The following is a 14,183-nucleotide window of genomic DNA, read 5'->3' as shown; positions in this document are numbered from 1 at the left end:
CTATACCGGTACTGTCAGGAGATAACCCGGCCAGTCACGGCTGCCGGTCGGCTTATCCCAGGCGCAGCCGCAAGGCTCGCCACATATGAAGTAAAGTTCTTATACTGGGTCACAAAGCGCCCATGTACCGCAAATTAACATGGGGAATCGGCCGAACAAATATGAAGTACTGAGCATATGATCCGTATCGATATTCAACCGCGTTGGCGCTTTCACCAACGCGACGGCAGTAGCCTCGACCCGCAGGGTCTGGAGTTGCTGCAGGCCGTACACGACACCGGCAAGCTGACCGAGGCCGCTGCCCGCGTCGGCTATTCCTACCGCCACGCCTGGAACCTGCTGGGCAAGTGGCAGGCGTTCTTCGGCAGCCCGCTGATCGAGCTGGAGCGCGGCAAGGGGGCGCGGCTGGCACCGCTGGGAGAAAAATTGCTGTGGGCCGACCAGCGCATCCGCGCACGCCTTTCGCCGCAACTGGACAACCTGGCCGGCGAGCTGGAGCTGGAGCTGAATCGGGTGCTGCAGGCCAGCAACCCGGGTCTGCGCATCCACGCCAGCCACGGTTTCGCCGTAGCGGCGCTGCGCGAGTGGCTGGAGCGCGACCCAGGCTGGCAGTGGGACGTGCAGTTTCGCAGCGGCAGCGAGGCGATGATCGCCCTGCAGCGCCACGACTGCGAGGTGGCCGGCCTGCACGTGCCGGCCGGACCGCTCGGCACGCTGAGCATGAACCGCATCCAGCCCTGGCTGCGCCCCGATCAGCGGGTGATCACCTTCGTGGTGCGCACCCAGGGGCTGATGCTCGCCCCCGGCAACCCGCACGGCGTGCAAGGCCTGGCGGACCTGGCGCGCGGCGAGCTGCGCTTCGTCAATCGCGAGCACGGTTCGGGGACGCGCCTGCTGCTGCAGGACCTGCTGCAGCGCGAGGGCCTGGACAGCACCGCCATAAAGGGTTTCCACAACGAGGAGTTCACCCACGCAGCCGTAGCGGCCTATGTCGCCAGCGGCATGGCCGATGTCGGCTTCGGTGTTGAAGCGGCGGCGCGCCAGTTCGGCCTGGACTTCATCCCCATGGCACGCGAGCACTATTGCCTGCTGTGCCGCGAAGACAGCCTCGAGCTGCCAGCGATGACCGCGCTGTTGCGGGTGCTGCAGAATCCGGACTTCCAGGCGCGTATCGCTCAGTTGCCCGGCTACGCCCTGAGCCGCCCCGGCGAGGTACTGCCCCTGGCCCAGGCGCTGGAGCAGTGGGGACGCGAGAGCGTGCTATAAGCCCTCCGCCGAGCGCCTGCCGACGGAAGGCGGGAACCACGGGCGAGCCGCTTCGGTCAATGGAGCAATTCCCGCCGCAAAGCGGCTCCGTGATCGAGAAGTCTATGAAATCTCTACAATTGCTCTTCCTTTCTCTTGGCCTGACCAGCGGCGGTTTCGCCTTTGCCGGCAGTACCGAAGCGGGTTTGGGCGGCGCCCTCGGCGGCGCGGTGGGCGCAATGGTTGGTGGGCAGGTTGGAGGTAGCACTGGCGCAGCGGTCGGCGCCGGTCTCGGCGGTGCGGCCGGCAGCATGGTCGGTGCTGATCGTCGCAGCCGTACCGAAGCGGCCATCGGCGGCGCGCTAGGCGCGGCAGGCGGCAACGTTGTCGGTCAGCAGGTCGGCGGTAGCACCGGCGGGGTGGTTGGCGCGGCGGTAGGTGGCGGCGCCGGTGGCGCGCTGGGCAACTACATGGGCAATGCCAGCTACGACGATGACCGTCGTGACAAGCGTCGCCACTACCACGGCAAGAAACACAAGAAGCACCACAAGCATTGGCGCCGTCACTGATCGACGCTGATCAACCAGGGCTCATGGCGCTGGCCGAAGGCGACTTCGACCTGCACCTTGGGCCTTTTTTCGTCGTAGCGGTATTGCCGCCATTGGCCGAAGGCCTCCCGGTAGCGTCTGGGCACGCTGATGCGATCCCCCTCCAGCGCAACGCTGGCACTGTAGTGGGGCGTGTCGCCGTAGCGATAGGGCGTCAGGCGGCCGGCCAGGATGACCTGGCGCTGACGATCCGGCCAGGCTTTACGTAGAGCCTCGGCATCCAGGCCGGCGTCCATCAGCAACAGGCGCGTGGCCTGCTCTTGCTCATGCCGCAGCTCGAGCTGGCGCTGATCGCGCTGCTGGCGCAAGGTCTCGTCTTGCGGTATTGCAGCGAGCGCCGTCTGCGCACTGGCCAACGCGACCTTGGCCCGCTCGACCTGCTTTCGATAGCTAGGCCCGTCCAGTTCCAGCACCAGCCACAGCGGGCGCTCCGCACTGCGGCCCAGGTCGTTCGGCGCAAAGCCAAGCTCCCGCAGCTTGGCTTCGTCCAGCCAGGACCAGTCGGCATCCGCCTGGCGCCAGGCCAGTTGCAGACGCAGACCGCTGTTTTCCTCGCCGCGCAGCCAGCTGTCGTAGGGCAACTGGATTTCCCGTTCGCTCAATTGCAGTTGCGCCTGCGGCTCACCGCTGCGGTTGTACCAGACGCCCGCAAGGGCCACGGCATTGCTCGTCAGGATCAGCCCGAGACCGAGCCAAAGTGCATGGTTCATGCCGCACCTCCACGGCGCCAGCGCTGCAGCATGACCAGCAACAACAGCGCGATCAGCCCGAGCAGGAGGAAGAACAGGTAGCGCGGCAGCAGCGCCCACCACCAGTCGAACAGCTTGCTGAACAGCAGCACCAGAGCGAAGCCCAGCCCGGTATTGACCACCTCGGCCCAACCGCGGCGTACGCCCAGCCAGATCACCAGCCCCGCGAGGACGAAGCCCAGCGTCTGGTAGAACGCCTCCACCCAGCGCGCCGGCCATTCGAGGTAGCTGCCCTGCCCCCAGTAGCTGAGGATCAGGATCGGCCCGAACAGGTACAGCAAGCCGACCACCCGATAGCAGGCGGCGAAACCGATCCGTCGCGTCTGATCGATGAACTGCGGCAGCACAAACAGCAGCGCGGCAGGCAGGAAGTTCTCCGGGTGGTCATCCAGCGACCACCAGTACAAGCCCGTCCAGTCGTTCAACCGCGCAGCGAGAAACAGGCCGAAGCACAGCAACGCCGTGACCAGCAGCAGGCGCTGGCGGCATTGGTAGGCCAGCAGCAATGCCAGCGCGCCCCAGGGCAGCAGCGCCTTGTCCGAGGGCGTGATATTGAAAATCTGCCCGAGCATCGACAGGTTGAGCACGAAGCAGACGAACGCCAGCACCGCGGCCAGTTTGGCGTAGTAACCGGAGGCGTCGCGCGCCTGCAGCCAGAAGCACAGCAGCAGGCTGCCCAGCGAGCTGCCGATCAGCACAGCGACCTGCACACCGGCATCGAACAGGCCCCAGAACTGGTAGAAGAGGAAGAACAACCCGGCCGCCAGGGCCAGCGCACCGACCAGCGAGGCCAGGCGCATGCCCAGCGACAGCTGGCGCGCGCGGGCATCGGCGTCGATATCCAGGGTCTGTCGATAATGCGCCAGCAACTGCTGGTGGTAGGCAGCCAGGCCCTGCTCCTGCTCAGCGCTCAACTGCAACACCTGTTCGCGGCGCAGCTCGGCCAGTTCGGCACGAAACGCAGCGATGCGCTCGGCACGGCGTTGCGCCTGCTCGCGTTGCAGATCGGACATGGGCACTCCCTGGCGGCATGAATCGCCACAGCCTAGCACGCCTCAGGCGGCCAGCAGACGCTCCAGCGCCGAGCGCAGCGGCTCGGGGATGCTCACCGGACGATTACTCGCCCGATCGACGAACACATGAACGAAACGCCCGGCGGCGCAGGCCTGTTCCTCGCCGGCCCTGAAGATCGCCAGCTCGTACTGCACCGAACTGTTGCCCAGCTTGCCGACGCGCAGGCCGACTTCGATAGCGTCAGGGAAAGCGATGGAGGCGAAGTAGTCGCAGCTGGAGCTGACCACGAAGCCGACCACTTCGCCGCCATGAATATCCAGCCCGCCCTCGGCGATCAGGTAGGCATTCACCGCGCTGTCGAAGTAGCTGTAGTAGGTCACGTTGTTGACGTGGCCGTAGATGTCATTGTCGTGCCAGCGCGTGGTGATCGGCTGGAAGTGGCGGTAGTCGCCACGCAGGTGTTGGGGTTGGCTCATGATGGTCCTTGGATTGGCGTCGCGGCTAAAGCCCCTCCCACAGGCTGCGGCGCTCTTGTGGGAGGGGCTTTAGCCGCGACCTGAATCAGTAAGCGGCTTGGTAAATGGCCAGCGCCTGTTGCTCGTTCATCTCACGCGGATTGTTCACCAGCAGGCGCTGCTGCAGCATGGCGTCCGCCGCCAGTGTGGGCAACATCGCCTCACCAACCCCGGCGTCGCGCAGCCGCGTCGGCAGGCCGCTGCGCTGACTGAACGCTGCCAGCGCCTCGATCAGTTGCTCGGTCTGCGCTGCGGCATTGCCCGCACGCAAACGCTCGCCCAATACCAGCGGCGCCAGCTCGGCGTACAGCGGCGCGGCCACCGGCGCGTTGAACGCCAGCACCTGCGGCAGCACCAGGGCGTTGGACAGCCCGTGGGGAATGTGGAAATGCCCGCCCAGTGGGTAGGCCAGCGCATGCACTGCCGCCACCGGCGCGTTGGCGAAGGCCTGCCCGGCCAGGCAGGCGCCGAGCAGCATGGCCTGACGCGCCTCGCGGTTGCTGCCGTTTTGCACCACCTCATCGAGGTTGGCCGCCAGCAGGCGCAGCGCTTCGCGCGCCAGCAAGTCGGACAGCGGGTTCTTCTTCAGCGCGCTGGTGTAGGCCTCGATGGCATGCACCATGGCGTCGATGCCGGTGGCGGCGGTCACCGCCGCCGGCAGGCCAAGGGTCAGGTCGGCATCGAGCAGGGCCAGATCCGGCAGCAGCAGCGGCGAAACCACGCCCATCTTGGTGGTCTCGCCAGTGGTGACGATGGCGATCGGCGTCACCTCGGAACCGGTGCCTGCGGTGGTCGGCACCTGGATCAGCGGCAAGCGCCGTCCGCGGGCATTGCCCACGCCGTATATCTCGCTCAGGGCCTGGCCGCAGTCGGGATGCGCCAGCAAGGCCACCAGCTTGGCCACGTCCATCGAACTGCCGCCACCGAAGCCGACCACCAGCTCGGCCCGCATCTCGCGAGCCTGGGACACGGCCGCCAGCACCACGGCCTCGGGCGGGTCGGCCAGCACCTGGTCGAAAACCTGCACGCTCATGCCGGCACGGGTGAAGCCCGGCAGCAGCGGCTCGAGCAGGCCGAGACGGGTGATGCCGGGGTCGGTGACGATCAACACGCGCTGGGCGCCGCGCTCGCGGCACAGTTCGGCTAGGCGCAGGCTGGCGCCGGATTCGCAGAGGATCTGCGCGGTGGTGGCGAAGCTGAAGGGATGCATGCTGTGCTCCTCTTGTTGTAATGCCGGATGCAATCCGGGATCGGTCAGGCAAAATTTCCCCGGATTGCATCCGGGCTACGATCCATCTCCCCAGCCCTCTCCCATAAATGGGAGAGGGAGCGGTCCGAGGTAGACCCGAATAAGGCGTTATAGCTCCCCTCTCCCGCTTGCGGGGCGTGAGCGGAAAGAGCGAAACACCGCTTCGCCCGCTGGTGCGCCCTGAGCTCTGCGAAGAGCAGAGTCGCAAAGCGGGGGCTGGGGGATAGGGTTCTAAAAGGCGAAACTGCCCTCGTCCATGGCCATCAAACAATCCGCGCCGCCCAGCAGGGCTTCGCGGTGTGCACTGGCGCGCGGCAATACGCGGCGCAGGTAGAACTCCGCGCTGTGCAGCTTGGCCTGGTAGAACGCGGCCTCGCCGCTGCCGGCCTCCAGCGCATCCTGCGCCCGCGCCGCGGCTTGCAGCCAGAAGCCGGCGAGCAGCAGATAGGCCGAGTACTGGAGGAAATCCACCGAGGTAGCACCGATCTCCTGCGGATCGCGCTGGCAGGCGGCGATCACTTCTGCGCTTAGCTCGCGCCATTCGCCCAGGCGGGCCTGCAAGACGGCCGCCATCTCCTTCAGCGCCGGTCGCGTGGCCTGGGCATCGCACAGCGCACTGAACTCAGCCTGCAGCGCAGACAGTTCGGCGCCGCCGTCGCCGAGCAGCTTGCGACGGATATAGTCCAGCGCCTGGATACCGTTGGTGCCCTCGTAGAGCTGGGTGATGCGACTGTCGCGCATCAGCTGCTCCATGCCCCATTCGCGGATGAAACCGTGCCCGCCGTAGACCTGCACGCCATGGCTGGCCACTTCCTGGCCCATGTCGGTGAAGAACGCCTTGACGATGGGAATCAGCAGCGCCGCGCGCTTGCCGGCTGCCTTGCGTGCCTCGGCCGACTCGGCGCCGTGCTCCAGGTCCAGTTGGCGCGCAGTGTAGGCGGCAAGCATGCGACTGCCTTCCACCAATGTCTTCTGCGTCAGCAGCATGCGCCGTACATCGGGATGCACGATGATCGGGTCCGCTGGTTTGTCCGCTGCCTGCACGCCAGTCAGGCCACGCGACTGCAAACGCTCACGGGCATAACGCAGCGCGCCCTGGAAGGCCGCCTCGCCGATACCCAGCCCCTGCAGGCCGACCTGAAAGCGCGCGTCGTTCATCATGGTGAACATGCAGGCCAGGCCCTGGTTGGCTTCGCCCACCAGCCAACCGGTGGCGCCGTCGTAGTTCATTACGCAGGTAGAGGCGCCCTTGATGCCCATCTTGTGCTCGATGGCCCCGCACGACAGGCTGTTGCGTTCGCCCGGCGTGCCATCGGCAGCGGCGATGAACTTCGGCACCAGCAGCAGCGAAATGCCTTTCACCCCCGCCGGCGCATCCGGCAGACGCGCCAGCACCAGGTGCACGATATTCTCGGAGAAATCCTGCTCGCCGCCGCTGATGAAGATCTTGCTGCCGCTGACCTTGTAACTGCCATCGGCCTGCGGTTCGGCGCGGGTGCGCAGCAGCGCCAGGTCGGTGCCGGCCTGCGGCTCGGTCAGGCACATGGTGCCGGTCCACTGGCCGCTGACCAACTTGCCCAGATACTGCTGCTTCAGCGTTTCGCTGCCGTGCTTGTGCAGCGCCAGCACCGCGCCCTCGGTCAGCCCGGAGTAGACGCGGAAGGACAGCGACGCGCCCATCAGCATCTCGTGGAAGGCGAAGGCCACCAGCTGCGGAAAGCCCTGGCCGCCATACTCCACCGGCCCGGTCATGCTCGCCCAGCCGTTGTCCACGTATTGCCGGTAGGCCTCGGCGAAGCCCTTGGGCGTGCTCACCTGGCCATCGACCAGCTGACAGCCCTCCTCGTCGCTGTTGCGATTGAGCGGAGCGATTTCACCTGCGGCGAAGGCTGCCGCCTCCTCCAGCACGCCGTCGATCAGCTCGCGGTCCAGGCCATTGCCCAGACGCTCGCAATGACCGGCGGCATCGAACAGTTCGTGCAGCACGAAGCGCATATCGCGCAGTGGCGCCTGATAGCTCATACCCGGCCCTCCTGGACATCGGCGAAGTTCTTGCCTTGCTCGGCCAGGCGCTCGATCAGCGCCGCCGGCTGCCAGTGCGCGCCGAAGCGCTCGCTCAGTTGCAGCAGGCGCTGGCGAATGGCGCCGCCCCCTTCGCCGTCGGCCCAGGCCATCGGCCCGCCGCGCTCGGCGGGAAAGCCGTAGCCATTGAGATACACCAGATCGATGTCGTGGCTGTTGGCGGCGATGTTCTCCTCGAGAATCTTCGCCCCCTCGTTGACCAGCGCCAGCAGGCAGCGCTCGATGATCTCCTCGTCGCCAATAACGCGACGGGTGAAGCCCAGGCGCTCCGATTGCATCTGCACCAGGCCGTCGACCACCGGATCATGCTCGGCCTGGCGACTGCCGGGGGCGTAGAGGTAGTAACCCTTGCCGCTCTTCTGGCCGAAGCGGCCCAGCTCGCACAGGCGGTTATCCACCTGCACGGCCGGGTCGTCCTGCCCTTCGCCGGCCAGCTCGCGGGCACGCCATTCCAGATCGATGCCGACCACGTCGTACATGCGAAACGGCCCCATGGCGAAGCCGAAGCCCTGCAGCGCGGCGTCCACCTGATGCGGCCAGGCGCCTTCGAGCAGCAGCATGCGCGCCTCGCGCACGTAGGTGTGCAGCATGCGGTTGCCGATGAAGCCGTGGCAGTTGCCGGCCACCACCGCCACCTTGCCCATGCGCGCGCCCAGTTCCTGGGTAGCTTGCAGCACGGCTGGTGCAGTCTTCGCACCGCGGACGATCTCCAGCAGCTTCATGATGTGCGCCGGGCTGAAGAAGTGCAGGCCCAGGACGGCTTCCGGCCTTGAGGTAACGGCCGCGATGGCGTCGATATCCAGCGCCGAGGTGTTGCTGGCGAGGATGGCGCCAGGCTTCATCACCGCGTCCAACTCGCGGAAGATGTTTTGCTTGAGCTCGAGGTTCTCGTACACCGCCTCGATCACCAGATCGGCATCGGCCAGCGCCGCATAACCGTCCACCGCCTCGATACGCGCACGTCGCGCCGCGGCTTCGGCCTCATCGATACGGCCCTTGGCGACGTTCTGCGCCCAGGTTTCCTCGGCCATCGCCAGGCCCTGTTCGACCATCTGCGGGTTGTTGTCCAGCCACAGCACCTGCAGGCCGGCATTGGCCAGGCTGATGACGATACCGCGGCCCATGGTGCCGGCGCCGATCACGGCAGCACAGCGAAGCGGCGAGACGAGTTTGTTCATTTTTGTTCCTCTCGTGCACAAACGGAAAAGCTTGGGTCACGATAAGCAAGCCGCTACTATTTTTGAAATTTAGTCTTGTGATACGACATATTCAGTAGATGAATTTCAGCAATTTCGACCTCAACCTGCTGCGTGTACTCGATGCCCTGCTGCGCGAACAGAACGTCTCGCGCGCGGCCGAGCGCCTCGCGCTGAGCCAGCCGGCGGTGAGCAATGCACTCAATCGCCTGCGCGAACTGCTCGGCGATCCGCTGTTGGTGCGCGTAGGCCGGCGCATGCAGCCGACACCGCGGGCGCTGGCCCTGGAGGCGCCGATCCGCAGCGCGCTGCGTCAGCTGGAACAGAGCCTGAGCGCTGGCGAGGCCTTCGAGCCGGGCGAAAGCCGCCAACGCTTTCGCATTGCCGTCACCGATTACGTCGAGCTGGTGTGCATGCCGCGCCTGCTCGACCGCCTCAGCCATAAGGCGCCGGGCATCGGCATCGACATCCGCCATCTCAGCCCCAGCCTGCCGATGGAGGCGCTGGACAAGGGCGAGCTGGACCTGGTGCTGGGCCGCTTCGACGAGTTGCCGGCGCGTTTCGCCCGCCGTCACTGGATGAGCGAGACGCTCAAGCTGGCGGTGCGCCGCGAGCATCCGCTGCTGCGCCGTGACAATCTGGATCTGGACACCTTCCTGCGCCTGCGTCACCTCTGGGTACATGGCGGGCAGACGCGCGGCATGGTTGACCAGTGGCTGGGCGAACAGGGGCTGTCGCGGCAGATCTTCTACACCACGCCGAACTACCTGCAGGCGGCGCATATCGTCGCCGGTAGCGAGCTGGCGGCGGTGCTGCCCACCGCCCTGGCCCGGCATTTCGCCACGCTGCTGCCACTGCAGTTGTTCGATCTGCCCTTCAGCCTTGGGCCTTTCCACCTGGAGGTGGTCAGCCTGGCGCAACGTCAGCGCGACACCGCGCTGCAATGGCTGGTCGAGGAGATCGTCGCGGTGGTTCACGACGTCTGAACGATACCCGCAGGCCGGATACAATCCGGCAGCGGCGGGTTACACCCGCCCTACCTGCGCTGCGCCGTGCGCACGCCCCGTAGCCCGGATGCAATCCGGGAAAACTTTGCCTGACTATCCAAATCGAATTGCGGCCACGGGCTGCGTAGGGCGGGTGCAACCCGCCAACCCGACGATCACCCTTGCGCCTGCCGATCCGCGCGGCCGCCCAGGTACCAGCCGAGCACGCCCCACAGCGCGGCGCACAGCGCCCCGACCATGGCCACCAGCCAGGCGCCGTGGCCGAGCATGTCCAGCCCGGCCTTGGCCCAGCCACTGAGGGCATCGCCGCCGCGATAGACCACGGTGTCGAGAAAGTTCTTCGCCTTGTACTTGCTCTCGGCATCGAGCGGGGCGAAGAGCATTTCCCGCCCCGGGCGTACGAAGGCGTATTCGCCAATGCGCCGCACGATCATCAGCCCCGCCAGCATGGCGAAGGTTGGCGCCAGCGCCAGGCCGATAAAGCCCAGGCAGACCAGCGCCGGCACCAGCGATAGCAGCACGCGCACGCCGAGCTTCTGCGCCACCCGGCCGGTAATGAATACCTGCGTCGTCAGGGCGCCGGCCTGCACGACGAAGTCGATGATGCCGAACACCCGCACCTGCGCGGCGCGATCCGGGAACAGCTCGGCCACCAGGCGCGCCTGCTCGAAGTAAAGAAAGGTGCTGACCGAGGTCAGCAGCAGGATGAAGGCACCAATGCCCAACAGATAACGCGAGCCTAGCATGCGCGTCAGGCCGCTGAATGGGTTGCCCGGCACTGGCCTGCGCGGATTCTCATTGACCACCGCGCCGGGTCGGCCGGCGCCCTGGCGCTCGCGCCAGGCCATCAGGTAGCGCTTGAGCGCCATGGCCGCACCGAGCAGCACCGCGGCCATCAGCATCAGCCCGGACTCGCCCGCCATATCGATCAAGGCAGCGCTCAACAGCGGCCCGCACAATCCGCCGACGCTGGCGCCCGCGGCGATGAAGGCGAACAGACGGCGCGCCTGGGCGCCGTCGAACACATCGGCCATCAGGCTCCAGGCCACAGAAACGACGAACAGGTTGTAGACCGAGATCCACACGTAGAACACCCGCGCCAGCCAGACGCTGTCATGATCGAGGCGAAACAGCAGAACGAAGGCCAGCAGGTTGAGGCAGAAGAAGCCGTATACCCAGTCGATGAAATGGATGCGCGGGACTTTCGAGTTGAGCCAGGCGAACAGCGGCACCGCCAGCAGCATGACGACGAAGGTGGCGGTGAACAGCCACTGCAGGTTGTGCACCCCACCCGTGATACCCATCGCCTCGCGGATCGGCCGCAGCATGAAGTAACCAGCGAACAGGCAGAAGAACAGGGCGAAGCCGGCCAACACCGCCGCCAGCTCCTCAGCCTCGGCATTGATTGCCCGCGCCAGGCGCCGCGAGAGCGCCTGCATCTCAGGCGAACAGCTCGATGATGCGCTTGCGCTGCGCCGCGTCAGGCAGGCGACCCTGCCCTGCGAGAATGTTTTCAGCCATGTAACGCGGGTTGGAGGTGGCCGGAATCACCGCATTCACTGCCGGGTTGGCGAGGATGAACTTGAGCATCAACTGCGCCCAGGAGGTGACATCCAGCTCGATAGCCGCCCAATCGGGCAGGTTTTGTCCTTTGACCCGGTCGAACAGCGCCGAGCGCTGGAACGGCCGGTTGATCAGCACCGCGATGCCCTTGTCAGCGCAGTAGGGCAGCAACTCGCGTTCGGCGTTGCGCTCGCCGATGGAGTAGTTGAACTGGACGAAATCCACCGGCTCGTTGCGCAGCACCTCGAGCAGGCGCTCATGAGCAGAATCCAGATAATGGGTGACACCGATGTAGCGCACCCGGCCCTGCTCCTTCAATTCGCGCAACAAGCCGAGCTGGGTGCTGGTGTCCTGCAGGTTGTGCACCTGCATCAGATCGATGGTATCGGTGCGCAGTGCGGCGAAGCTGGCCTCGACCTGACGCTCACCGGCCGCACGCCCGGAAGAGGAAACCTTGCTGGCCAGGAACAGGCGTTTGCGCATGCCGTCCTCGGCGGCCAACGCCCCGCAAACCGCCTCGGCCCGCCCATAGCTGGGCGCGGTATCCACCAGGCTGGCGCCACCATTGACCAGCGTCTGCATGACCTCGCGCAGGGGCTGTAGCGCCTCATCGCTCATCGCCACGTCATGGGTACGCGAGGTGCCCAGGCCGACCACCGGTAGCAGCTCTCCGCTGCTGGGAATCGCCCGACTCTGCAGGGTGCCGGAGGCGAAGGCGGACGATGGCAACCAGGGCATCAGGGCGGCTAGCGCCGTCAGGCTGGCGCTGCCTTGCAGGATTCGACGACGACTGGGCATGGCGTGGCTCCTCTCACAGTGACCGGTTGGTTATAGGCACTGACCACACGCAGACCAAGGCGTTACATCCGCAGCGGGTTCCGGGCGGAGGCACGATGAGAGGCCGGACTGATGGCGACAGCCCGTCTATCACGGGGCGAAGAGAAGAAAGTGGGCAAGGCGCGGAGGCAATATCCGGTAACCAAAATACCGCTGCGCCAAGCGGGTTGGGACGCAGCGGTCGGGAAAGCGCTCAGGCTGCGTGCGAGGCAGACTCGCTGATCAGCATGCCGTGGGAGACGAGGTAACAGCGATGGCCGTTCTGCAGCATCAAAGGGCTGCGACTGGAAATGATCCAGCCCTTGTTCAGAAGTTGCTCGATGTGAGCACGCAGTGCGGGTAGATGGCGCTGTTCCTTCATGGCCGACCTCTGGTTGGTGGGGCGCTTGGCGCCTTGTTGTTCTTCCGTGACGCAGCTCGCAAAAGTGTAGTGGCGCTCTGCCAGGAAAGTAAGCGGCGCGATTGTGTAATATTTTGTAGGACATTCGCTATAGGCCGCGACGAATCAGGGCTGCACCAGCGCCGCTTGTGGCGCCTGCCGAGGCGCAGAGAAAACCAGATGGTCGTCTTCCAGCTTGCCGTAGCGCAGCAGCGCCAGATCGAGCAGATAGTTCTGGTGCAGCTTCCAAGGCACCCGGTCGCCCTGCGCCGGCAACAGGTGCGAGGCCCGCTCGATATAACCTGACTGCAGGTCGAGGAAGGGCTCCGGGCGGACGCTGCCGGTACTGTCGCACGGAGTCACCTGGCGCATGCCGATGGCGTCCAGATGATTGATCAGGCGGCAGAAGTATTCGCTGGAAAGATCGGCTTTGAGCGTCCAGCTGGCATTGGTGTAGCCCATTACCACCGCCAGGTTGGGCAGGTCGCGCAGCATGATGCCGCGGTAACCCATGCTCTTCGGCGCCTCGAAGGGCACGCCATCGACCTGCACGGCGATACCGCCGAACAGCTGCAACTGCAGGCCGGTGGCACTGACGATGACATCTGCAGCCAGCTCTTCGCCGCCCTTGAGCCGAACGCCCTGGGCAGTGAAACGCTCGATCTCGGCGGTGACCACCTGCGCCTTGCCCTGACGCAGCACGCGGAACAGATCGCCATCCGGCACCGCGCAGACGCGCTGGTCCCAGGGCTTGTAGCGGGGGCTGAAGTGGCGGAGGTCGACGCGCTCGCCCAGCTGCCGCCGCACCAGCCCCAAGAGTATCCGCCGCACCAGGTTGGGGAAGCGCTTGGCCAGCTTGTAAAAAGCCAGCTGCAGGGTCACGTTGCGCCCGCGCGCCAGGCGATACACCCACGTTTCCGGCAAAACCCGGCGCAGCGCATTGGACAGCCCGTCACGTTGCGGCAGGTTGATCACGTAGCTCGGCGAACGTTGCAGCATGGTCACCTGCGCCGCGCGCTCGGCCAAAGCCGGCACCAGGGTCACCGCCGTGGCGCCGCTGCCGATCACCAGCACGCGCTTGCCGCTGTAGTCGAAGCCTTCGGGCCACAACTGCGGATGGATGAAGGCGCCCTGATAGTCCTCGCGACCGGCGAACTCGGGGGTATAGCCAGCCTCGTAGCGGTAGTAGCCGGTGCACATCATCAGAAACTGGCAGCTGATGCGCAGCGGCTCGTCTTCCTCGCCGCGCTGCACCCGCAACTGCCAGGTGGCGCTGGCACTGCACCAATTGGCCTCGAGCACCTTGTGCCGATAGCGAATCGAGCGGTCGATGCCATGTTCGGCCGCGGTTTCCTGGATGTAACGGCGTATCGACGGCCCGTCGGCGATGGCCTGCGGGTCGCTCCAGGGCTTGAAGTTATAGCCGAGGGTGTACATGTCCGAGTCGGAGCGGATGCCCGGATAACGGAACAGGTCCCAGGTGCCGCCCATGGCCTCGCGCCCTTCGAGAATGGCGAAACGCTTGGCCGGGCACAGCCGCTTGAGGTGGCAGGCGGCGCCGATACCGGACAGGCCGGCACCGATGATCAGGACATCCAGATGTTCGACGGACATGACTCAGCCTCGCTCGGCTCGGGACAATGAGCATCACCTTAGCCTATGCGGCTGCCATTCGATCTTCGCCGGGGTCAGGTGGCCGATTCGCCGCGCCACTCACATCCCCGAGCGGCATGACTGGC

At 65.9% G+C, this 14,183-nt stretch carries 13 protein-coding genes; 3 read left to right on the top strand and 10 right to left on the bottom strand.

Translation table 11 applies throughout. The features are described 5' to 3' along the window. Nucleotides 1-177: 177 nt before the first annotated feature. Entirely contained in the window at nucleotides 178-1,266 is a 1,089-nt protein-coding gene (locus B2U07_RS17000; protein WP_296277394.1) for a substrate-binding domain-containing protein, read from the top strand. A 104-nt stretch (nucleotides 1,267-1,370) separates the two neighbouring features. Further along, entirely contained in the window at nucleotides 1,371-1,814 is a 444-nt protein-coding gene (locus tag B2U07_RS16995) for a YMGG-like glycine zipper-containing protein (RefSeq protein WP_296277393.1), read from the top strand. Here B2U07_RS16995 and B2U07_RS16990 read toward each other — a convergent pair. The 6 genes from B2U07_RS16990 to B2U07_RS16965 all read right to left on the bottom strand — a co-directional run bounded on the left by B2U07_RS16990 (nucleotide 1,808) and on the right by B2U07_RS16965 (nucleotide 8,640). Then, nucleotides 1,808-2,563, bottom strand: a complete 756-nt coding sequence (locus B2U07_RS16990; protein ID WP_296277392.1) for a DUF4824 family protein — start codon at nucleotides 2,561-2,563, stop codon at nucleotides 1,808-1,810. The genes B2U07_RS16995 and B2U07_RS16990 overlap by 7 nt on opposite strands. Further along, nucleotides 2,560-3,615, bottom strand: coding sequence for a DUF2157 domain-containing protein (locus B2U07_RS16985; RefSeq protein WP_296277391.1), 1,056 nt, complete (start codon nucleotides 3,613-3,615; stop codon nucleotides 2,560-2,562). Before B2U07_RS16985 ends, B2U07_RS16990 begins: the two co-directional genes overlap by 4 nt. A gap of 42 nt (nucleotides 3,616-3,657) precedes the next feature. Then, complete coding sequence (locus tag B2U07_RS16980; RefSeq protein WP_090430043.1) at nucleotides 3,658-4,092, bottom strand: acyl-CoA thioesterase; 435 nt, start codon at nucleotides 4,090-4,092, stop codon at nucleotides 3,658-3,660. Nucleotides 4,093-4,177: 85 nt separating this feature from the next. Then, a complete protein-coding gene (locus B2U07_RS16975) occupies nucleotides 4,178-5,341 on the bottom strand; it encodes an iron-containing alcohol dehydrogenase (protein ID WP_275545598.1) in 1,164 nt (387 codons plus the stop codon). A gap of 270 nt (nucleotides 5,342-5,611) precedes the next feature. After that, nucleotides 5,612-7,402 (bottom strand): acyl-CoA dehydrogenase C-terminal domain-containing protein, encoded by a 1,791-nt coding sequence (locus B2U07_RS16970; RefSeq protein WP_296277390.1) that lies wholly within the window; start codon nucleotides 7,400-7,402, stop codon nucleotides 5,612-5,614. Next, nucleotides 7,399-8,640 carry a 3-hydroxyacyl-CoA dehydrogenase gene (locus tag B2U07_RS16965; RefSeq protein ID WP_296277389.1) on the bottom strand — a complete coding sequence of 414 codons (1,242 nt, stop codon included), beginning with the start codon at nucleotides 8,638-8,640 and terminating at the stop codon, nucleotides 7,399-7,401. The genes B2U07_RS16970 and B2U07_RS16965 overlap by 4 nt, the downstream gene beginning before the upstream one ends. 98 nt (nucleotides 8,641-8,738) lie before the next feature. Between B2U07_RS16965 and B2U07_RS16960 the strand changes: the two genes are divergently transcribed. Beyond that, on the top strand, nucleotides 8,739-9,644 hold the full coding sequence (locus B2U07_RS16960; RefSeq protein ID WP_296277388.1) for a LysR family transcriptional regulator: 906 nt from the start codon (nucleotides 8,739-8,741) through the stop codon (nucleotides 9,642-9,644). Nucleotides 9,645-9,820: 176 nt separating this feature from the next. Here B2U07_RS16960 and B2U07_RS16955 read toward each other — a convergent pair whose 3' ends face one another. From B2U07_RS16955 to B2U07_RS16940, 4 genes are all read right to left on the bottom strand, one after another. Then, nucleotides 9,821-11,104, bottom strand: a complete 1,284-nt coding sequence (locus B2U07_RS16955; protein ID WP_296277387.1) for an NTP/NDP exchange transporter — start codon at nucleotides 11,102-11,104, stop codon at nucleotides 9,821-9,823. Between the two features lies 1 nt (nucleotide 11,105). Beyond that, entirely contained in the window at nucleotides 11,106-12,026 is a 921-nt protein-coding gene (locus B2U07_RS16950) for an aldo/keto reductase (protein WP_296277386.1), read from the bottom strand. 232 nt (nucleotides 12,027-12,258) lie between these two features. After that, nucleotides 12,259-12,426 carry a hypothetical protein gene (locus B2U07_RS16945; protein ID WP_197858086.1) on the bottom strand — a complete coding sequence of 56 codons (168 nt, stop codon included), beginning with the start codon at nucleotides 12,424-12,426 and terminating at the stop codon, nucleotides 12,259-12,261. Between the two features lie 144 nt (nucleotides 12,427-12,570). Beyond that, the gene (locus B2U07_RS16940; protein ID WP_296277385.1) at nucleotides 12,571-14,058 is read right to left on the bottom strand and encodes a flavin-containing monooxygenase; all 1,488 of its coding nucleotides are present in this window, start codon (nucleotides 14,056-14,058) and stop codon (nucleotides 12,571-12,573) included. Nucleotides 14,059-14,183 lie beyond the last annotated feature (125 nt).

It is taken from the genome of Pseudomonas sp. UBA7530 (assembly GCF_002479365.1).
Lineage (GTDB): Bacteria > Pseudomonadota > Gammaproteobacteria > Pseudomonadales > Pseudomonadaceae > Aquipseudomonas.
Note: the sequence above shows the minus strand (reverse complement) of the source record. Positions and strands in the feature narration are given on the sequence as shown.